The organism is Paracoccus sp. AK26, from assembly GCF_011801365.1.
Taxonomy (GTDB): Bacteria; Pseudomonadota; Alphaproteobacteria; order Rhodobacterales; family Rhodobacteraceae; genus Paracoccus; species Paracoccus aerius.
Genome location: NZ_CP041041.1, coordinates 1,429,572 through 1,448,910, shown reverse-complemented (window position 1 = coordinate 1,448,910; position 19,339 = coordinate 1,429,572). Strand labels below are relative to the sequence as shown.

17 protein-coding genes are annotated in these 19,339 nt (G+C 66.0%); 10 read left to right on the top strand and 7 right to left on the bottom strand.

What is annotated here, in order from left to right:
- Window positions 1–412: 412 nt before the first annotated feature.
- Both FIU66_RS07125 and FIU66_RS07120 read right to left on the bottom strand, forming a co-directional pair.
- Window positions 413–676 (bottom strand): hypothetical protein, encoded by a 264-nt coding sequence (locus tag FIU66_RS07125; RefSeq protein ID WP_167622047.1) that lies wholly within the window; start codon window positions 674–676, stop codon window positions 413–415.
- 236 nt (window positions 677–912) lie between these two features.
- Entirely contained in the window at window positions 913–1,809 is an 897-nt protein-coding gene (locus FIU66_RS07120) for a LysR family transcriptional regulator (RefSeq protein ID WP_167622046.1), read from the bottom strand.
- A gap of 185 nt (window positions 1,810–1,994) precedes the next feature.
- Between FIU66_RS07120 and FIU66_RS07115 the strand changes: the two genes are divergently transcribed.
- The 8 genes from FIU66_RS07115 to FIU66_RS07080 are packed head-to-tail and all read left to right on the top strand — an operon-like array spanning window position 1,995 to window position 10,835.
- The gene (locus FIU66_RS07115; RefSeq protein ID WP_167622045.1) at window positions 1,995–3,197 is read left to right on the top strand and encodes an ABC transporter substrate-binding protein; all 1,203 of its coding nucleotides are present in this window, start codon (window positions 1,995–1,997) and stop codon (window positions 3,195–3,197) included.
- A gap of 27 nt (window positions 3,198–3,224) precedes the next feature.
- Window positions 3,225–3,983, top strand: coding sequence for an ABC transporter ATP-binding protein (locus FIU66_RS07110; RefSeq protein WP_370528905.1), 759 nt, complete (start codon window positions 3,225–3,227; stop codon window positions 3,981–3,983).
- On the top strand, window positions 3,983–4,687 hold the full coding sequence (locus tag FIU66_RS07105) for an ABC transporter ATP-binding protein (RefSeq protein ID WP_167623426.1): 705 nt from the start codon (window positions 3,983–3,985) through the stop codon (window positions 4,685–4,687). The genes FIU66_RS07110 and FIU66_RS07105 overlap by 1 nt, the downstream gene beginning before the upstream one ends.
- Before the next feature lies 1 nt (window position 4,688).
- Window positions 4,689–5,576 (top strand): branched-chain amino acid ABC transporter permease, encoded by an 888-nt coding sequence (locus FIU66_RS07100; RefSeq protein ID WP_167622043.1) that lies wholly within the window; start codon window positions 4,689–4,691, stop codon window positions 5,574–5,576.
- A gap of 1 nt (window position 5,577) precedes the next feature.
- Window positions 5,578–6,576 carry a branched-chain amino acid ABC transporter permease gene (locus tag FIU66_RS07095; protein ID WP_167622042.1) on the top strand — a complete coding sequence of 333 codons (999 nt, stop codon included), beginning with the start codon at window positions 5,578–5,580 and terminating at the stop codon, window positions 6,574–6,576.
- A gap of 42 nt (window positions 6,577–6,618) precedes the next feature.
- A complete protein-coding gene (locus FIU66_RS07090; RefSeq protein ID WP_167623425.1) occupies window positions 6,619–8,217 on the top strand; it encodes a GMC family oxidoreductase in 1,599 nt (532 codons plus the stop codon).
- 49 nt (window positions 8,218–8,266) lie between these two features.
- Window positions 8,267–9,868, top strand: coding sequence for a gamma-glutamyltransferase (gene ggt / locus FIU66_RS07085; protein ID WP_167622041.1), 1,602 nt, complete (start codon window positions 8,267–8,269; stop codon window positions 9,866–9,868).
- 7 nt (window positions 9,869–9,875) lie between these two features.
- Entirely contained in the window at window positions 9,876–10,835 is a 960-nt protein-coding gene (locus tag FIU66_RS07080) for a 2-hydroxyacid dehydrogenase (protein WP_167622040.1), read from the top strand.
- A gap of 60 nt (window positions 10,836–10,895) precedes the next feature.
- Here FIU66_RS07080 and FIU66_RS07075 read toward each other — a convergent pair whose 3' ends face one another.
- Complete coding sequence (locus FIU66_RS07075) at window positions 10,896–12,266, bottom strand: dicarboxylate/amino acid:cation symporter (protein ID WP_167622039.1); 1,371 nt, start codon at window positions 12,264–12,266, stop codon at window positions 10,896–10,898.
- A 209-nt stretch (window positions 12,267–12,475) separates the two neighbouring features.
- On the opposite strand from FIU66_RS07075, the gene FIU66_RS07070 reads away from it, so the two are divergent.
- Together FIU66_RS07070 and FIU66_RS07065 are read left to right on the top strand one after the other, a co-directional pair.
- Window positions 12,476–14,167, top strand: a complete 1,692-nt coding sequence (locus tag FIU66_RS07070; RefSeq protein ID WP_240544632.1) for an ATP-binding protein — start codon at window positions 12,476–12,478, stop codon at window positions 14,165–14,167.
- Window positions 14,164–15,486 carry a sigma-54 dependent transcriptional regulator gene (locus FIU66_RS07065; protein WP_167622037.1) on the top strand — a complete coding sequence of 441 codons (1,323 nt, stop codon included), beginning with the start codon at window positions 14,164–14,166 and terminating at the stop codon, window positions 15,484–15,486. The genes FIU66_RS07070 and FIU66_RS07065 overlap by 4 nt, the downstream gene beginning before the upstream one ends.
- Here the strand turns inward: FIU66_RS07065 and cysW are convergent, their stop codons facing one another.
- From cysW to FIU66_RS07045, 4 genes are read right to left on the bottom strand one after another with little or no spacing between them, the layout of a single operon-like run.
- Window positions 15,487–16,320, bottom strand: coding sequence for a sulfate ABC transporter permease subunit CysW (gene cysW, locus FIU66_RS07060; protein ID WP_167622036.1), 834 nt, complete (start codon window positions 16,318–16,320; stop codon window positions 15,487–15,489).
- Window positions 16,317–17,174, bottom strand: a complete 858-nt coding sequence (gene cysT / locus FIU66_RS07055; RefSeq protein ID WP_167622035.1) for a sulfate ABC transporter permease subunit CysT — start codon at window positions 17,172–17,174, stop codon at window positions 16,317–16,319. The genes cysW and cysT overlap by 4 nt, the downstream gene beginning before the upstream one ends.
- Window positions 17,171–18,166 carry a sulfate ABC transporter substrate-binding protein gene (locus FIU66_RS07050; RefSeq protein ID WP_167622034.1) on the bottom strand — a complete coding sequence of 332 codons (996 nt, stop codon included), beginning with the start codon at window positions 18,164–18,166 and terminating at the stop codon, window positions 17,171–17,173. Before FIU66_RS07050 ends, cysT begins: the two co-directional genes overlap by 4 nt.
- Window positions 18,163–19,260, bottom strand: coding sequence for a sulfate/molybdate ABC transporter ATP-binding protein (locus tag FIU66_RS07045; protein ID WP_167622033.1), 1,098 nt, complete (start codon window positions 19,258–19,260; stop codon window positions 18,163–18,165). Before FIU66_RS07045 ends, FIU66_RS07050 begins: the two co-directional genes overlap by 4 nt.
- Window positions 19,261–19,339 lie beyond the last annotated feature (79 nt).

The window sequence follows — 19,339 nt, the reverse complement described above, 5'->3', positions numbered from 1 at the left end:
TACCGGCGTCGCTGGTCGTTTCGACGGCGCCGAGGCAGCCGCGTTTAGGGCTCCGGGTTGTTCATCTCGAGCGTTTCCCTTAACCTTTGTTCACCACGGAACTGCAGAAGGCCCACCCTGCCAGGTGGGCCTTTATCTTTGCGGGTCGCGGCGGGCCTGCTAGCTTGGGCCTTATGCCTGCGCAACGTGTCACCATCTCCTGTTCTTGCGGCCACCGTGGGACCGTGACGCTGCCTGAGGGGCCATGGCGGCACAGGGATTGGATCCTGCCGCGCGCTAGATGCAGCGAGTGCGGCAGGAAAGGCGCAGAGTGGCTGCAGGTGGCGCAGGATGATGGATCGGTGCCAGGACCGGGCTACAGGCCAGGCAATTGATGTTGCAGTCAACTGACCGTTTGAAAACGTCTGCCGGGCTAGTCTGCGAGGTCGGTGCAGGACGCCCGAATGTCGCGGGCTTCGGCGTTGTCGCCATAGTCGCAATCGCCGCATTTGGTGCAGACATGGACAGGGACAGAACAGGCGCAGTCATCGCCGCATCCGGCATTTGCCCCGCCATGTAATTGCCAATCGTGTCCGTATTCCCTGCACGGCCCTTGCGCGATTTCACGGCGCAGGCGGGCCGCTTCCGCTTCGGCCCGTTCGATCTGGGCGAGAAGGTCTAGAAGGTTTTGCGTCATGATTTCCTCTAAGGCTTAATCAAACGGCCGTTTCTGCGGTGCATGAGGCCTTGTCTTCAGCCAGTCTAACGGCTCACACGAGCCTTGCAGCGGTTTCCAACACCTCCCGTAAGTCATTGAAAAATTATGAGCGGCAAGAGCAGCTATTTCCGATACAACGGTTTGTTTGCGATCAAAAAAGGCTGTTCTTCCGGGATCGCCAGTTTCCTGTGGTGGCAAGCCGATCAAGGCATCCGTTAGGCAGGCCGCACCAGATCCGACATCCTAGCCCGCAGGCTGTCGGTCAGAAAACCGATCACGGCACGTTCCCGGCGCATCGCCCGCACGTCGCGGTGGCAGGTCAGCCAATAGCTGCGGGTCAGCGTTACTTCCTGGGGAAGGATGATCCGCAATTCCGGATACTTGATCGCGATGTAATGCGGCAGGACCGCAATCCCCAGGTTATTGCGAACTGCCGCTAATTGATTGAAGACGCTTGAGCTTTTGATCGAGGCGCGGATGCGCGGCAGCACCTCGCCCAGATAGTCCAGGCCCGGTGCGAAGATCATCTCCTCGATATAGCCGATGATGCGGTGCTGGCGCAGGTCCTCGCGCTGCGTGACGGGCGGGTTCATCGCCAGATAGGCGTCGGTCGCGTAAAGATGCAGGGTATAGTTTGCCAGCCGTTCCGACCGATAGGGCCCGCTGGAGATCGGGTCCAGCGTCACCGTCATATCGGCCTCGCGCCGCGACAGCGACAGGATCTGCGGCATGGTGATCAGTTCCAGCGAGATATGCGGGAACCGGCCGATGAAGTCCGGCCAGAGATGCGTGGAAAACAGGCTGGCAAAGCCTTCTGGCACCGCCAGCCGCAAGGGTCCAGCCTGGCGCGACGCGGCGCCCTGTTTCACGGGAATGTCGTCCGCCGCCTCCTCCATCCGTTCGGCCGTCTCGATCAGGCGGCGTCCGGCCGGTGTCGGCTCGTAGCCGCGGGGGTTGCGTTCGAACAGCCGCGTGTTCAGCGCCTTTTCCAGCCTGTCGATCCGGCGGGATACGGTGACATGGGATGTGCCCAGCACCCGCGCGGCCCGGGATAGTTGCCCTTCGCGCGAGACGGCGAGGAAGAACTGAAGATCGTCCCAACTAAGCGGCATTGTTCGTTTCTGTGCAGAACCTGAACGAAATTAGACTGCATTGAACGCTTGTGTCAAAGTGACTTTGAGGTCATCCTTTCGTCCAACGTCGGCTTGAGGAGAGGCCGCCGTCATTATGGACAGGACATCATCCCGGCCTGCGGCATCTGCACGCAGCGCCAAAGGGTATGCCCAAGGGAGGTTGAATGCGTAAACTGTTGTTGTCGGCCGCGTCCGTCGGCCTGATGGCTGCCCCTGCCGTGGCCGAGATTTCTGACGGCATCGTCAAGATCGGCATCCTGAACGACCAGTCGGGCGTTTATTCGGATTTCGGCGGCAAGAATTCCTATGAAGCCGCCTTGATGGCGGTCGAGGATTTCGGCGGGACCGTTCTGGATGCGCCGATCGAGGTCGTGACCGCCGACCACCAGAACAAGCCCGACATCGCGTCGAACATCGCCCGCCAGTGGTATGACACCGAACAGGTGGACAGCATCATGGAACTGACCACGTCCTCGGTGGCGTTGGCCGTTCAGGCGCTGTCGAACGAGAAGAAAAAGGTCACCATGACCACGGGCGCGGCGACGACGGAACTGACCGGCGCGCAATGCTCGCCCTATGGCTTCCACTGGGCCTATGACACCCACGCCCTGGCCGTGGGCACCGGCGGCGCCCTGGTGCGTGAAGGTGGCGACAGCTGGTTTTTCCTGACTGCTGATTATGCTTTCGGCTATTCGCTGGAGGAACAGACCGGCAGCTTCGTCTCGGAAAACGGCGGAACGATCGCCGGGTCGGTGCGCCATCCGCTGGCGACGACGGATTTCTCGTCCTTCCTGCTGCAGGCGCAGGCCTCGGGTGCGAAGGTGGTCGGGCTGGCCAATGCCGGGGCCGACACGCAGAACGCCATCAAGCAGGCCGCCGAATTCGGCATCACCCAAGGCGGGCAGAAGCTGGCTGCGCTGCTGTTCACGCTGGCCGATGTCCATGGCCTGGGGGCCGAGGCCGCGCAGGGCCTGAATCTGACCGAAAGCTTCTACTGGAAGCGCGATGCCCAGTCCGAGGAATTCGGCCGCCGCTTCTTCGAACGCACCGGGTCGATGCCGAACATGATCCATGCGGGCACCTATTCCACGGTCATGTCCTATCTGAAGGCGATCGAGGCTGCCGGGACGGACGAAACCGAGGCCGTCGCCGCCAAGCTGCATGAACTGCCGGTCAACGACGTCTTCGCCCAGGACGGCAAGGTCGGTGCCAATGGCCGCCTGATCAAGGACGTCTACCTGATGGAGGTGAAGGCCCCCGCCGACATCACCGAGGAATGGGACTATTACAACGTCCTGGCCACCATTCCGGGCGACGAGGCCTATCTTGATCCGGCCGAAAGCGGCTGCCCGCTTGTCACCCAGTAAGGCACGACGATGAATGTTGCGCCTGCCATGACGCAAACCGAACCGCGGGTGGTGCTTTCCGCCCGCGGTCTCGGCAAGGATTTCGCCGGCTTCACCGCCGTCAACGATGTCGACCTGGACGTGGAACATGCGCGCATCCACGCGCTGATCGGCCCCAACGGCGCGGGCAAGACCACGGTCTTCAACCTGCTGACCAAGTTCCTGCAACCCACGCGCGGCAAGATCACGCTGCTGGGCCAGGACATCACCCAGACCAAGCCCGACAAGGTGGCGCGGATGGGGTTGGTGCGGTCCTTCCAGATCTCGGCCGTTTTCCCGCATCTGACGGTTCGCGAGAACGTCAAGGTCGCGCTTCAGCGCCCGGCCGGGCTGGCTGTCCAGTTCTGGAAGCCGCTGTCCTCGCTGGACCGGCTAAACGCCCGCGCCGATCAACTGATCGACCACCTGGGCCTGACGCCCTATCGCGACCACCGTGCCGCCGACCTGTCCTATGGCCGCAAGCGCGTGCTGGAGATCGCCACCACCCTGGCACTGGAGCCAGAGGTGCTGCTGCTGGACGAACCAATGGCCGGCATGGGTCAGGAAGATGTCCGCATGGTGGCCGAGATCATCCGCGACGTGGCGCAGTCCCGTGCCGTGCTGATGGTCGAGCATAACCTGAACGTGGTCGCCGATATCTGCCACCACGTCACGGTGCTGCAACGAGGCGAGATCATCGCGACGGGCGACTATGCCACCGTCTCGGCCGATCCGCGCGTCCGCACCGCCTATATGGGAACCGAATGATGGCGGCTCCGCTTCTGGAAACTGCCGGGCTTCAGGCCTGGTATGGCGAAAGCCATGTGCTGCACGGCGTGGACCTGCACGTCAACGAAGGCGAGATGATCTGCATCCTGGGCCGCAACGGCATGGGAAAGACCACGACCCTGCGCACGATCATGGGCATCCTGCGCAAGCGCACGGGCCGCATCACCTTCGCGGGCCAGGACATGATGTCCGTGCCGCTGCACAAGACCGCCCGCGCCGGCCTGGGCTTCGTCCCCGAGGAACGCGGCATCTTCGCGACCCTGTCGGTCGAGGAAAACCTGATGCTGCCGCCCAAGGTCGCCGATGGCGGCATGTCGGTGGCCGAGATCTATGACTTGTTCCCGAACCTGCAGGAACGCAGGAACAGCCCCGGGACAAAGCTGTCGGGCGGCGAACAGCAGATGCTGGCCATGGCGCGCATCCTGCGGACGGGGGCGCGGTGCCTGTTGCTGGACGAGCCGACCGAGGGGCTGGCCCCGGTCATCATCAATGCCATCGGCGATGTCCTGCGCCAATTGAAACAGCGCGGCATGACCGTGGTGCTGGTGGAACAGAACTTCCGCTTCGCCGCCAAGGTCGCGGACCGCTTCTACCTGATGGACCATGGCACGATGACCGCCGAGTTTCCGGTATCGGACCTGCCGAACCAGATGGACCTGCTGCATCGGGAACTGGGGGTGTGACATGACCATGATCTTCGGAATTCCCGTTGCCGCCCTGATGGGCCAGCTTCTGGTCGGGCTGATCAACGGATCATTCTATGCGCTGCTGTCGCTGGGCCTGGCCGTCATCTTCGGCCTGCTGCGCGTGATCAACTTCGCGCATGGCGCGCAATACATGCTGGGTGCCTTCACGGCGCTGCTGCTGCTGACGGTGGGCGGCGTCAACTATTGGCTGGCGCTGATCGCGGCGCCGCTGATCGTGGGCCTGTTCGGCGCGATCATCGAACGCACCATGCTGTCGCGGCTGTATCAGCTGGACCACCTGTATGGCCTCTTGTTCACCTTTGGCCTGGCCCTGGCGATCGAGGGGACGTTCCGGTATTTCTACGGCGCGTCGGGAATGCCCTATGCGGCACCGGCGGCGCTGACCGGGGCCGTGAACCTGGGCTTCATGTTCCTGCCGATCTATCGTGGCTGGGTCGTGATCGCCTCGCTGATCGCCTGCCTTGCCGTCTGGTTCATGATCGAGAAGACGAAGCTGGGCGCCTATCTGCGGGCGGCCACGGAAAACCCGACCCTCGTGCAAAGCTTCGGCGTGAACGTGCCCTTGCTGCTGACGCTGACCTATGCGCTTGGCGCGGGGCTTGCGGCATTCGCGGGCGTGCTGGCTGCGCCGGTCTATCAGGTCAGCCCGCTGATGGGGTCGAACCTGATCATCATCGTCTTTGCGGTCGTGGTGGTTGGCGGCATGGGGTCCATCCTCGGGGCGATCATCACCGGCTATATGCTGGGCGTTGTCGAGGGATTGACCAAGGTCTTCTACCCCGAAGCGTCCAACATCGTGATCTTCGTCATCATGGCGATCGTCTTGATCCTGCGGCCCGCGGGCCTTTTCGGAAAGGATGCCTGACATGTCCGGCAAGTCCGAACCCATCGCCTCTGAACATATCGCCATCCACCCGAAAGCGGGGACCATCCAGCTTGCGCTGCTGGCGGTCATCCTGGCCGGGCTGCTGCTGGCGCCGCAGTTCCTGTATCCGATCTTCCTGATGAAGCTGCTGGCCTTCGGGCTGTTTGCCGCAGCCTTCAACCTGCTGCTGGGATATACGGGCCTTCTGTCCTTCGGCCATGCGACCTTCTTCGGCGGCGCGGCCTATTTCACGGCCCATGCGGTCAAGGTCTGGGGCTGGCCGCCCGAGGCCGGAATCCTGCTGGGCGTCCTGGGCGCCGCCGCCCTGGGCCTGGTCATGGGCGCCATCGCCATCCGCCGCCAGGGCATCTATTTCGCCATGATCACCCTGGCCCTGTCGCAGATGTTCTTCTTCTTCTGCCTGCAGGCGGGCTTCACCCATGGCGAGGACGGCATCCAGTCGGTGCCGCGCGGCACCCTGTTCGGCATCTTCGACCTGAGCCAGCCGATGACCATGTATTACTTCGTCCTGGCCGTGTTCATCCTGGGAATGCTGATCATCTGGCGCTTCGTTAATTCGCCCTTCGGGATGATCCTCAAGTCGATCCGGGAAAACGAACAGCGCGCGATCTCGCTGGGCTATTCGGTCAGCCGCTACAAGCTGGGGGCATTCGTCATGTCGGCAGCCCTTGCCGGTCTGGCGGGGGGCGTCAAGGCGCTGATCTTCCAGTTCGCCACGCTGACGGACGTGGCCTGGCAGATGTCGGGCGAGGTGATCCTGATGACGCTTCTGGGCGGCATCGGCACCCTGGCCGGACCTGTGGTGGGCGCTGGACTGGTGGTGACGCTGCAGAACTACCTCGCCACCTCCGACTTTCCGGTGACGATCATCACGGGGGTCGTCTTCATGGTCTGCGTGCTGGTCTTCCGGCGCGGCCTGATCGGAGAGTTCTTCGCCTCGAAACTGGGCCGCAGGCTGGGCTTCCGGTCCGAAAGCTGATCCCCGACGGCCCCCATGCGGGGCCGTCCTTCGGAGATTGCCATGGAAAGCTACGACTATATCGTCATCGGCGCGGGCAGCGCCGGATGCGTGCTTGCCAACCGCCTGTCCGCCGATCCCAAGGCCCGTGTCCTGCTGCTGGAGGCGGGGGGCCGCGACAATTACCACTGGATCCACATCCCGGTCGGCTATCTCTACTGCATCGGCAATCCGCGCACCGATTGGGGCTTCAAGACCCAGGCCGAGGCAGGGCTGAACGGGCGGTCGCTGCTGTATCCGCGCGGGCGCGTGCTGGGGGGATGTTCGTCGATCAACGGCATGATCTACATGCGCGGGCAGGCGGCCGATTACGACCACTGGCGCCAGCTTGGCTGCACCGGCTGGGGCTGGGACGACATCCTGCCGCTGTTCAAGGCGCAAGAGGATTTCTATCGCGGCGCCGACGACGCCCATGGCGCCGGCGGCGAATTGCGGGTGGAAACCGCGCGCGTGCGTTGGGCCGTCCTTGACGCCTTCATGGAGGCTGCGGAACAGGCGGGCATCCCGCGCACGACCGACTTCAACCGGGGCGACAACGAGGGCAGCGGCTATTTCGACGTGACCCAACGCGCCGGCTGGCGGTGGAGCGCGGCCAAGGCCTTCCTGCGCCCCGTCCTCAAGCGCCCCAACCTGCGCGTCCTGACCGGCGCCGAGGTCGAGCGCCTGGTCATCGAGGGGGGCGAGGTGCAGGGCGTCGTCTTCCATCACCAGGGCCGCCGCCAGCAGGTCCGCGCCGCGCGCGAGACGGTCCTGTCCGCAGGGGCCATCGGATCGGTCCAGATCCTTGAAAACTCGGGGATCGGACAGGGAGAGGTTCTTCAGGCAGCAGGCATCGCCCCGCAGGTCGAGGTGCCGTCGCTGGGCGAGAACCTTCAGGACCACCTGCAACTGCGGCTGGTCTACAAGGTGCGGGGCGTGCCGACGCTGAACGAGAAGGCATCGCGCCTGATGGGCAGGGCGTCAATCGGGCTTGAATACCTGCTGAAGCGGTCGGGACCCATGTCTATGGCGCCCAGCCAGCTTGGCATCTTCGCGAAATCCCGTCCCGACAAGGCGACGGCGGACCTGGAATTCCACGTCCAGCCGGTCAGCCTGGACAAGTTCGGCGATCCGGTCCACCCGTTCCCGGCCATGACCGCCAGCGTCTGCAACCTGCGCCCGGAAAGCCGCGGCTCGGTCCATGTAACCGGCCCCGATTTCCGCGCGCATCCGGCGATCCGGCCGAATTACCTATCGACCCCCGGCGACCGGGACGTGGCGGTGCGGGCCATCCGCCTGACCCGCAAGATTGCCGCGCAACCGGCCTTCACCCGCTATGACCCCAGCGAACATGTGCCCGGCATCGCCTTCCAGACCGACGACGACCTGGTCAAGGCGGCAGGCGCGGTGGGCACCACCATCTTCCACCCCGTCGGCACCTGCCGGATGGGCACGGATGACGGCGCCGTCGTGGACACCCGGCTGCGGATGCGGGCGTTGGGGCGGTTGCGGATCGCGGATGCCTCGATCATGCCGACGATCACCAGCGGCAACACGAACGCCCCGGTGATGATGATCGCCGAGAAGGCCGCGCGGATGATGCTGGAGGATGCGCGGGCTTGATCCCGCCATCCGCAGCGGCCAAGCTGGCCGTGAACAGCGGAACCCCGGTATGACCCTTTCCTTCACCTGCGAGAAAAGCCCCGCCTCCGGCTCGCGGGGGGTGGTGGTCGCGAATGCGCCGCTTGGCGCGACGGCCGGGTCCGAGGTGCTGGCCATAGGCGGCAACGCCGTGGACGCCGCTGTAGCCGCGCTGCTGACGCTGACGGTCGTCGAGCCGATGATGGTCGGCATCGCGGGCGGCGGCATCGCGCATCTGCGGCTGGCGGACGGGCGCCATGTGGTGATCGACGCGCTGTCGGCGGCCGGGCAGGGCGCGCGACCCGACATGTTCACCCCCGTATCCGACAAGCCCGACGCCTATATGGAGACCGAGGGGCGGCGGAACCGTGTCGGACCCTCGGCGGTGGCGGTACCCGGCAACCTTCGCGGCTGGTTCCTGATGCAGCGGCGATACGGGCGGCTGCCCTGGGCCGATGTCGTCGAGCCCGCAATCCGCGCCGCCGCCCGTGGCTTCGCCGTCAGCCCTTATCTGCATGGCGCGATCCTGGAACACCGCGACGACCTGGCGGCGGATCCCGAAATGGCGCGCGTCTTCCTGCCCGGCGGAACACCGCTGCAACCGGGCGCGCGGCTGGTCATGGGCGATTACGCCGAAAGCCTGCGCCTGATCCAGTCCCAGGGCGACGCTGCCCTGCATGGTGGCGATCTGGGCCGCGCCTTGGCGGACAGGCTGGCGGCAGGCGGCGGCCATGTCACGCTGGACGACCTGACGGCGGCCCGCGCCGTTCAGCGGCAGGCAATCTTCGGGACCTATCGCGGCCACACCATCGCAGGACCGCCGCCGCCCGCGTCGTCGGGCGTTCATGTCGTCCAGATGCTGAACATGCTGGAACCCTACGACCTGCGCGGCATGGGCTTCGGCAATCCTGACACGATGGATTTGATGACCCGGGCCGTTGCCCTGGCCTTCGAGGATCGGCGTCAGGCCTCGGGCGATCCGGACTTCGTGGATGTGCCGGTGGACCGCTTCACGTCCAAGGACTACGCCCGGCAGCGGATGCCCTATGAAAGCCGCGACACCACCCATGTCACCGTGGCCGACGCGGATGGCAACATCGTCAGCGCGACCCATACGATCAACGGGCTGTGGGGCGCCTGCTTCATGGTGCCGGGGACGGGGATCATCCCGAACAACTACATGCTGAACTACGACCCGCGGCCCGGGCTGGCCCTGTCGGTCGCGCCGGGCAAGCGGGTGCCGACCTCGATGGCGCCGATGATCGTGCTGCGGGACGGCCAGCCGGCCTTTGGGCTTGGCCTGCCCGGCGGGGTGCGGATCTTCCCCTCGGCCATGCAGGCGATCGTGAACCTGATCGACCATGGAATGACCCTGCAACAGGCGGTCGAGGCACCGCGACTTTGGACCGAGGGGCATCATCTGGAACTGGAACCGGCCTATGCCGCACAGGCCGGCACGATGCGTGCGCGCGGGCACGACGTGCGGCTGGTCAAGACCATCGGCGGCGGCATGAATGCCATCGCCTTCGCGCCCGACGGCGTCATGACGGGCGCAGCCTGCTGGCGCGCCGACGGCACCGTCATCGCCCAGGGCGGCGGACTGGCACGTCCCGGTATCCGTTTCGTGATCTGAGGATTCCATGACCAAGGTTGTTCTTCTTGACCCCGCGGCCCCCGAACGGCTGGACCGCATCCGTCCGCATTTGCCCCAGGGCTGGACGTTGGTCGCGGCGGCTTCGCGGGATCCGGCGGACCAGATCGCCGCGCTGCGCGGCGCCGATTTCGCGATCACCGGCGACGCGCCGGTCACGGCGCCGATGATGGCGGTGCCGGGGCTGCGGGCGGTCCACAAATGGGGCGTGGGCTATGACGGGATCGACCTGGATGCGGCGCGGCTGCACGGGGTGCGCGTCTTCCGCACCACGGGCATCAATGCGGTGGCAGTGGCGGAAACGACGCTGGGCCTGATCCTGGCCGTCAACCGGAACATCGTGCGCGGCCATGTCGGGATCCGCGACGGCGGCTGGCCCAAGGGGCAGGTCAGCGCCAGTTGCACGACCCTGTCGGGCAAGACGGTGGGCATCGTCGGCATGGGGCATATCGGGCAGGCGCTTGCCCGGCTGCTGGCAGGGTTCGGCTGCCGGATCCTTTATGCCAAGCGCACCCCGCTGTCAGCGGCCCAGGAAGCCGAACTGCACGCGTCCCACGCCCCGCTGGAGGAGCTGCTAGCCTCGGCCGACGTGGTCACGCTGAACTGCGATCTGAACGACAGCACCCGCAACCTGATCGACCGCGACCGGCTGGCGCTGATGAAGCCCGGTGCGATCCTGATCAACGCGGCCCGGGGTGGCGTCCTGGTCGAACCTGACCTGGCCCAGGCCCTGCGCGCAGGCAGGCTGCGCGGCGCAGGCATCGACGTTTTCTCGGTGGAGCCGATCCAGCCCGACAACCCGCTGCTGGCGCTGGATAACGTCGTCCTGACCCCGCATATCAGCGGCCTGGATGCGGAAGGCTTTGCCCCCTCGATCCGTCGCATGGCGGCAAACCTGCAAGCGATCCAGGACGAAGGCGAGCCGAACCCGACCGACATCTTGGTCTGACGACATGGAAAAAGGGCACCGCATCGCTGCGGTGCCCTTGATCTTGATGTGTCGGCTGGATCAGTCCGCGTTGCGTTCGCCCAGCTGCAGGCCCGCGGGGGCCAGGGTCAGGCCTGCGACCGGGACGTCCAGACCCTCTGGCTCTCGTCCGCCAAGGGCGGCGTCGAAGGCCTCGCGGTCAAGGGCGCCGTGCCAGCGGCTCACGACCACGGTTGCGACCGCGTTGCCGATGAAGTTGGTGATCGACCGGCATTCCGACATGAAGCGGTCGACGCCCAGGATCAGCGCCATGCCCGCGACCGGAACGGTCGGCACGACGGACAGGGTGGCGGCCAGGGTGATGAAGCCCGCACCGGTGACGCCCGCAGCACCCTTGGACGACAGCATCGCGACCAGCAGCAGCAGCACCTGCTGTTGTAGCGACAGGTCGGTGTTTGTGGCCTGGGCGATGAACAGCGCGGCCAGCGTCATGTAGATGTTGGTGCCGTCAAGGTTGAAGCTGTAGCCGGTCGGAACCACCAGGCCCACCACCGGACGGGCGCAGCCCGCCTTCTCCATCTTCTCCATCAGCGAAGGCAGCGCGCTTTCCGACGACGAGGTGCCCAGAACCAGCAGGATTTCCGCCTTCAGATACGAGATCAGCTTGAAGATCGAGAAGCCGTTGGCCATGCACACCGCACCCAGGATCACGATCACGAACATGGCCGAGGTCAGGTAGAACGTCCCCACCAGCATCGCCAGGTTCGCGATGGAGGCGATGCCGTATTTGCCGATGGTAAAGGCGAAGGCACCAAAGGCACCGATGGGGGCGGCCTTCATCAGGATGTCCACGACGCGGAAGATCGCGTAGCTGGCCGATTCCAGGACGTTCAGGATTGGCTTGCCCTTTTCGCCGACCATGATCAGGCCGATGCCGAACAGGATCGCCACGAACAGGACCTGCAGGATGTTGCCTTCCACGAAGGCCGACACCAGCGTGGTGGGAATCACATCCATCACGAAGCCGGTCAGCGACGTTTCATGGGCTTTCTCGGCATAGCCGGTGACGGTCGATGCATCCAGGCTGGCGGGATCGATGTTCATGCCCGCGCCGGGCTGGATGACGTTCGCGACGATCAGGCCCACGATCAGCGCCAGGGTCGAGAAGGTCAGGAAATAGGCGAAGGCCTTGCCCACCACGGAACCGACGCCCCGCAGCGATCCCATGCCGGCCAGGCCGGTCACGATCGTCAGGAAGATCACCGGCGCGATGATCATCTTGACCAGCTTGATGAAGCCGTCCCCCAGGGGCTTCAGCGCCTCGCCTGTCTGGGGATAGAAATGGCCCAGCAGGGCGCCCGCCGCGATGGCGATGATCACCTGGAAATACAGGTGGCGATAGAACGGGCGCTTCTCATGGGCGACGGGATGGGCGGATGTGTCCAGCTGCACGGAAGGTCTCCTCCAACCTTGTGGTGTATGTCACTGCGATGACGGTCATCCTAAGCCCACGGCAGCGCAGCCCGAAAAACTTGCAGCATGGCTGCAATGCGCTGAAATCATGGCTGTTTTCGCCCGCAGAGCCTGTAAATGTGTGTGGTTTTCCGCACAGGCCAAAGCTGCTAGTGTGAAAGTCGAAACACTTGGCGGGAATGTGTCGCGTGCAGCAGATCAACGACATCGCGCCGCCAGCCCGCGATTCGCAGGCGGTGCCGCGCGTGGCGGGCTGGCTTCTGGCCGTCGCGGCCCTGGCTTTGCTGGTCGTGGTTCCCCTGGCCACCTATTGGGGGGTCCGCGCCGGTGCTCTTGAAGGGCTGCGAAACGAAGGGCTGGCCGCTGCGCAGTCGCGGGCGCTGACGCTGGAAAGCATGCTGGACCGGCAGCGCGCAGTGGTTGCGATCCTGGCCGATGACGACCGCGTCAAGGACGCTCTGCGTGCCGGAACCCAGCAGTCGCGGGACGAGGTTTCGGCCAAGCTGGAACGGCTGCGGTCCGAGACGCAAAGCGCGGTCATCTACCTGATGCGCGGGGACGGCTACACCATCGCGGCATCCAACTGGGACCAGCCCGACAGCTTCGTCGGGCACGACTACAGCTTCCGCGAATATTTCCGCGGCGCGCTTGTCCAGCCCACCGCGATGGAATTCGCCCTGGGCACGGTCAGCGGCAAGCCTGGGCTTTATCTGTCCCATGACGTGCGGGACGGCGATGACCTGCTGGGCGTGGTGGTCGTCAAGGTCGAGTTCGAGGCGCTTGAGGCCGCCTGGTCGCGAAGCCCCAACGCCACGCACGTGACCGAGGCTGACGGCCGCGTCATCATCACGACCCAGCGGCAGAACCGCTTCAAGCCTCGGCCCCCGGTTGCCGAGGGAAGCCTGCCCATTGTCCTGCCAGTGCGCGGCACGTCCTGGCATGTCACGATGCAGGTGCCCATGCGCGACGCAAGCCAGACGGCGGCCTATGCCGCGGGCGCGGCGGGCCTGGCGATGGCCCTGCTCATCGCCCTGGCGGAACAGGCCCGCCGGTCGCGCGGCCGGGCCGTCCGCAAGGCCGCCGCCGATCGTGCCTATCGTGCCGAACTGGAACAAGCCGTAGCCGAACGCACCCGCGACCTGTCCGAGGAGATCCGCGAACGCCAGGCGGCCCAATTGCGGCTGTCGCAGATGCAGGCCGATCTTGTCCAGGCCAACAAGCTGGCGACGATGGGCCAGATCACCGCCGGCGTCGCACACGAGATCAACCAGCCCCTGGCCACGATCCGCCTGCTGGCCGAAAACGGGCAGGCGATGGATCCCGGCGGTCCGGCGGGGGACAACCTGGCCCGGATCACCCGGATGACCGACCGGATCGGCCAGATCACCGACCAGTTGCGCGGCTTTGCCCGCAAGGCCACGGGACAGGTCGGGGCGGTCGCCCTGCGCGACGTGATCGAGACATCGCTGATGCTGACCGCCAGCCGCCGCAAGGCTAGCGACATTCCTGTGCGCCTGCCTGACATCCCCCCGGGGCTGGCCGTGGTAGGCGAACAGGTCCGGGTCGAGCAGATCCTGGTGAACCTGCTGACCAATGCCTTTGAAGCGCAGGAAGACGTGGCGGATCCCTGGATCCGCATCGGCCTTGAACACCGAGGGGACCGGGTGGTGCTGACCGTCACCGACAACGGCCCGGGCCTTCAGCCGGGCCAGATGGCGCAGTTGTTCGCGCCCTTCGCGACGGGCAAGGCGCAGGGCTTGGGATTGGGGCTTGTGATCTCTCGGGATATCGCCCGCGATTTCGGAGGAGAGCTTTCGGCGGACGATCCCGTCTCGGGCCAGGGTGCGACCTTCCGCCTGACGCTGAGGAAAGCCGCATGACCCGGCTGGTTCGCCTTGTCGACGATGACGACGACCTGCGCGCAGCACAGGTGCAGACCTTGCAGATGGCGGGCTGGCAGGTCGAGGACTATGCCCAGGCGGCACAGGCGCTGAAGGGCATCACCCGCGACTATCCGGGCGTGGTGCTGTCCGACGTCCGGATGCCGGGGATGGACGGCTTCCAGTTCTTCGAGCATTTGCACAAGATTGACCCCGATCTGCCGGTCATCCTTCTGACCGGCCATGGCGACGTGCCGATGGCGGTTGCCGCGCTGAAGGCGGGGGCCTATGATTTCCTCACAAAGCCAGTGGGCCGCGACGTGCTGCTGGCTGCGCTGAACCGCGCCTGTTCGGCCCGCCAGCTCGTGCTGGAGAACCGCGACCTGCGGCAGGTCCGCCATGACGCGGCCGATGATTTTCCCGAACTGGCAGGCGGCAGCGAGGTGATGATCCATCTGCGGGCGGCCCTGGACAGGGTGGCCGAAGCTGGGGGCAGCGCGCTGCTGACCGGGCCGGACGGGGCGGGCAAGCTGGTCGTGGCGCGCGCGATCCACCGCCGCGGCCCGCGCCGTGCCCGCAGCTTCGTGCATCTGGCCTGCGACGCGATGGATGACGCGCGGTTCGAGGCGGACCTTCTGGGCAGCGAGACGCCCGGCCCGCGCGGCACCCGCCAGACCGGCCAGTTGGAACGGGCGCAGCGGGGCGTGCTGTTTCTTGACCGCGTGGACGCGCTGTCGCCGGGGATGCAGGCGCGGTTGGCGGCGATCCTGGAAGCGGGCGAGTTCTGGCCCGCGGGCGCCGCAGCGCCACGCGCGATGGACGTGCAGTTGCTGGCCTCGACGGCCACGGATCCGCTGCGGCTGGCGGGGGATGGGCATTTCGACGCCCGGCTGTTCTATCGCCTGTCCGGCACGATCCTGGCCGTCCCCTCGCTGGCGGAACGGCGCGAGGATATTCCTGCGCTTTACCGGCATTTCCTGTTGGCGGCCTGCGCCCGGCTGGATCGGCCCGCGCCGCCGATGACGGGGGCGGTCAGGGCGCGGCTGGCGGGGCATGGCTGGCCCGGAAACCTGCCGGAACTGCGCGGCCTGGCCGAAAGCCAGGCGGTGGGTGTCACGCCATTCGACGCCACCGGAACCGCGGATCGGCCCGGCCTCTCCGATCTGGTCGCCACCTATGAAGCCGAACTGATCCGCGACGCCTTGCGGATCGAGGGGGGCAATGCCACCGCCGCGATGGGCCGCCTGCAACTGCCGCGCAAGACCTTCTATGACAAGCTTGCACGGCATGGCATCAGGCCCGCCGACTTTCGCCGCTGATCAGCGGGTCCGCCCCTCGATCACCGTCTTCACGACCAGCACCATCAGGGCGATCAGCGTCAGCGTCGTCGCGGCGGCAAAGGCGCCGACGGTGTTGAGGTCGTTGAACAGAAGCTCGATCTGCAGGGGCAGGGTGTTGGTCTGCCCCCGGATCGCGCCCGACACCACCGAGACCGCGCCGAATTCGCCCACCGCGCGCGCCGTCGCCAGCACCGCGCCGTATAGCAGGGCCCAGCGGATGTTTGGCAGCGTCACCAGCCGGAAGATCTGCCAGCCCGAGGCGCCAAGCGTCAACGCAGCCTGTTCCTGTTCCGACCCCTGCGCCTGCATCAGGGGCAGGACTTCGCGCGCGACAAAGGGGCTTGTCACGAACAGCGTCACCATCACGATGCCCGGCAGCGCGAACAGGATCTTGACGTCGCCGGCTGCCAGCACCGGCCCCAGCAGCCCCTGGCGCCCGTAGAGCAGCAGGTAGCAGACGCCCGCGATGATCGGAGAGATCGAGAAGGGCAATTCGATGATCGTCAGCAGCAGCTTGCGGCCGGGAAAGGTAAAGCGGGCAATCAGCCAGGCGGCGGCGATGCCGATAGCCAGGTTGACCGGCAGCGTGATGACCGCCACGACCGAGGTCAGCCAGATCGCGTGCAGCGTGTCGGGGGCCAGGATGTTCTGGGCGAAGACGCCAAGCCCCTCGGACAGGGCGCGCCAGAAGATATAGATCAGCGGCACCACGACGATGAACATGGTCAGTGCGACGGCCAGCCCCACCAGCAGCCACTGGGCGCGGCGGTCGGGACGGGGCGCAAGCGCTGCGGGGGCGGTCGCGGGCGTCATGCGGGAACCCTCCGCCGGGTCAGGCGCGATTGCAGCCAGTTGGACAGGACCAGCAGCACCAGGGCTATGGCCACCAGCGTCAGGGCGATCGCGGCGGCACCGTTGTAGTCGTATTCCTCAAGCCGGATCACGGCCAGAAGCGAGGCGATCTCGGTCTTCATGGGCAGGTTGCCGGCGATGAAGATCACAGCGCCGAACTCGCCCAGGGACCGGGCAAAGCCGATGGTCGTGCCAATCAGGAAGGCGGGCAGGATCGCCGGAAAGATCACCTTGGCAAAGATCTGGAAGGGCGAGGCGCCCAGCGTCCTTGCGGCTTCCTCCAGGCCAGGATCCAGATCCTCGAGGATCGGCTGCACGGTGCGGACGACAAAGGGGATCGAGGTGAAGGACATGGCGATCGCCACGCCCCAGATCGTGTAGACGACCGAGACACCGGCAGGGGCCAGCAATTGCCCATACCAGCCGTTCTGGGAAAACAGGGCGGTCAAAGCAAGCCCCGCGACGGCGGTCGGCAGGGCAAAGGGAATGTCCATCATCGCGTCCAGCAGCCTGCGGCCGGGAAAGCGGTAACGGACCAGCACCCAGGCCATCAACAACCCGTAGAGGGCATTGAACGCAGTTGCCAGGGCGGCGGCGGCGACGGTCAGCCGCAGCGCGGCAAGGGTGCGGGGGGCGGTCACGATTTCCCAGAACCGAACGGGGCCGATCTCGGCCCCCTTCAGGAACAGGGCGATGACGGGCAGCAGGACGATGATGCCGACATAGGTCAGCGTCACGCCCATGGTCAGGCCAAAGCCGGGCAGGACCCGCCTTTGCCGCCCGGCGGGTGCGTCGATGACCGCCGCAACGCTCATTGGTTCACGAACACGGAATCGAGAATCCCGCCTTCCGCGAAATGTTCTTCCTGCACCTTGTCCCAGCCTCCGAAGACATCCTCGACCGTGACCAGCTTCACTTCGGGGAAGTTCGCGGCATATTCGGCGCTGATCGCCTCGTCATGCACGCGGTTGAAATTCTGGGCCAGGATGCGCTGCGCGTCAGGCGAATAAAGGAAGTCCAGATAAGCCTTCGAAACTTCGGCGCTGCCCTTGTCCTCGGCATTCTCGGTCACGACGGCGACCGGGAACTCGGCCAGCAGCGACAGCGAGGGCGTGACGCGTTCCAGCTTGGCATCCGCATATTGCTGGGCGATGCCGCCGGTTTCCGCCTCGAAGGTGATCAGCACGTCACCCAGGCCGCGTTCGGCGAATGTCGCGGTGGCCGCGCGCCCGCCCTGGTCGAAGACCGGGACATTGGCGAAGATCTTCTTCACGAACTCCTGCGCGGCAGCCTGGTCGCCGTTGTTCTTGTCAAGCGCATAGGCATAGGCCGCCAGATAGGTATATCGCGCGTTGCCGCTGGTCTTGGGGTTCGGGAAGATAACCTGCACGCCCTCCTGCGCCAGGTCGTCCCAGTCGTCGATCCCCTTGGGGTTGCCTTCGCGCACCAGGAAGGCAGGCAGCGAGTAATAGGGCGAGGCCTGATTCGGAAAGGCGTCGCGCCAGTTTTCATCCACCAGCCCGCCTTCGGCCAGCACGTCGATGTCGGTGACCTGGTTGAAGGTGACCACATCGGCGGGCAGCCCTTCCAGAATGGCGCGGGCCTGCTTGGACGATCCGCCATGCGACTGGTCGATGCTGACGGTGCGGCCGGTCTGTTCCTGCCATTTCTGGGCAAAGACGGGGTTCAGTTCGGCGAAGAGCTCACGTGCGATGTCATAGGACACGTTCAGGATCGCATCCTGCGCGGCTGCGGGCGATGCGAGGCCCAGCACAAGGGCAAGGGCGGTGGTCAGGCGGGTCTTCACGGGCGGGCCTCCTTGAGGGTCATCGGGGTCTGGATCGGGACGGCGGCGGTTTGCGGGCCGCCGGGAAAAATCTGTCCCGCGGCAGGGCGCAGGGCGACGGGCTGGCCTTTCCGCAAATCGCGGCCCTCGCGGCGCGGCACTTCGGCCTCGATCCGGCAGCCGGCATCGTCCTGCGCCACGACACGCAGCAGCGCCCCGGTCGAGGCGATCTCGGTCACGCGGAAGGGCGCTTGCGGATCGGGCACCGGCAGGATGTCGGCGGGGCGCAGGAAAAGCGTGGCCGGTCCATCGGCCATGGCGCGGCGGGGCAGGGCGGACAGGTCAAGGCCCGCCGCCTGCGCGCGGCCCGCCCGCATTGTCACCGGAACCTCGACCGTCAGGCCCAGGAAGCGGGCGACGAAGGGCGTGGCGGGATGGTCATAGATCTCGTCGGGGTGGCCGGTCTGTTCGATCACGCCGCCGTTCATCACCACCACGCGGTCGGCCAGTTCGAAGGCCTCTTCCTGGTCATGTGTGACGAAGATCGAGGTCGTGCCGGCGCTGTCGTGGACGCCGCGCAGCCAGCGGCGCAGGTCGCGGCGGACCTGGGCGTCAAGCGCCCCGAAAGGCTCGTCCAGCAGCAGGACGCGCGGGTTGATCGCCATCGCGCGGCCCAAGGCAACCCGCTGGCGCTGCCCGCCCGACAATTCGGCGGGGTAACGGTCGGCAAGGCCTTCGATCTGCAGGAAGGACAGCAGCCCGTCCACGGTCGACGCGATCTGCGCCTTGGCGGGGCGGTCGCTGCGCGGCAGGACGGACAGGCCGAAGGCGATGTTGTCGCGGACGGTCATGTGCGGGAACAGGGCATAATGCTGGAACACGAAGCCGATGCGGCGTTCGGCCGCCGACTTCGCCAGCCAGTCCGCGCCGTCGAAGGACAGCCCGCCGGCATCCGGCCAGTCCAGGCCCGCGATGATGCGCAGAAGCGTTGTCTTGCCCGAACCCGACGGCCCCAGCAGCGCGATCAGTTCGCCCTGATCGACCGTCAGGTCGATGCCGCGAAGGACCTGGGTCGCGCCGAAGCGTCGGGCAAGATGCGAGATGACAAGCGACATGGGCAGCCTTCCTGTTTGCCGCAAACAGTTAGCAACCCCCTGTGCCCTTGCCAAGGAAGCCCCGCACGCAGGCCGCGTC

What these genes read in the sequence shown, in the direction of transcription:
- FIU66_RS07095 (WP_167622042.1), top strand. Translation starts at nt 5,578, where the DNA reads ATGTCCGGCAAGTCCGAACCCATCGCCTCTGAACATATCGCCATCCAC.
- FIU66_RS07065 (WP_167622037.1), top strand. Translation starts at nt 14,164, where the DNA reads ATGACCCGGCTGGTTCGCCTTGTCGACGATGACGACGACCTGCGCGCA.
- cysW (WP_167622036.1), bottom strand. Translation starts at nt 16,320, where the DNA reads ATGACGCCCGCGACCGCCCCCGCAGCGCTTGCGCCCCGTCCCGACCGC.
- ggt (WP_167622041.1), top strand. Translation starts at nt 8,267, where the DNA reads ATGACCCTTTCCTTCACCTGCGAGAAAAGCCCCGCCTCCGGCTCGCGG.
- FIU66_RS07090 (WP_167623425.1), top strand. Translation starts at nt 6,619, where the DNA reads ATGGAAAGCTACGACTATATCGTCATCGGCGCGGGCAGCGCCGGATGC.
- cysT (WP_167622035.1), bottom strand. Translation starts at nt 17,174, where the DNA reads ATGAGCGTTGCGGCGGTCATCGACGCACCCGCCGGGCGGCAAAGGCGG.
- FIU66_RS07115 (WP_167622045.1), top strand. Translation starts at nt 1,995, where the DNA reads ATGCGTAAACTGTTGTTGTCGGCCGCGTCCGTCGGCCTGATGGCTGCC.
- FIU66_RS07110 (WP_370528905.1), top strand. Translation starts at nt 3,225, where the DNA reads ATGACGCAAACCGAACCGCGGGTGGTGCTTTCCGCCCGCGGTCTCGGC.
- FIU66_RS07120 (WP_167622046.1), bottom strand. Translation starts at nt 1,809, where the DNA reads ATGCCGCTTAGTTGGGACGATCTTCAGTTCTTCCTCGCCGTCTCGCGC.
- FIU66_RS07100 (WP_167622043.1), top strand. Translation starts at nt 4,689, where the DNA reads ATGACCATGATCTTCGGAATTCCCGTTGCCGCCCTGATGGGCCAGCTT.
- FIU66_RS07125 (WP_167622047.1), bottom strand. Translation starts at nt 676, where the DNA reads ATGACGCAAAACCTTCTAGACCTTCTCGCCCAGATCGAACGGGCCGAA.
- FIU66_RS07045 (WP_167622033.1), bottom strand. Translation starts at nt 19,260, where the DNA reads ATGTCGCTTGTCATCTCGCATCTTGCCCGACGCTTCGGCGCGACCCAG.
- FIU66_RS07080 (WP_167622040.1), top strand. Translation starts at nt 9,876, where the DNA reads ATGACCAAGGTTGTTCTTCTTGACCCCGCGGCCCCCGAACGGCTGGAC.
- FIU66_RS07105 (WP_167623426.1), top strand. Translation starts at nt 3,983, where the DNA reads ATGGCGGCTCCGCTTCTGGAAACTGCCGGGCTTCAGGCCTGGTATGGC.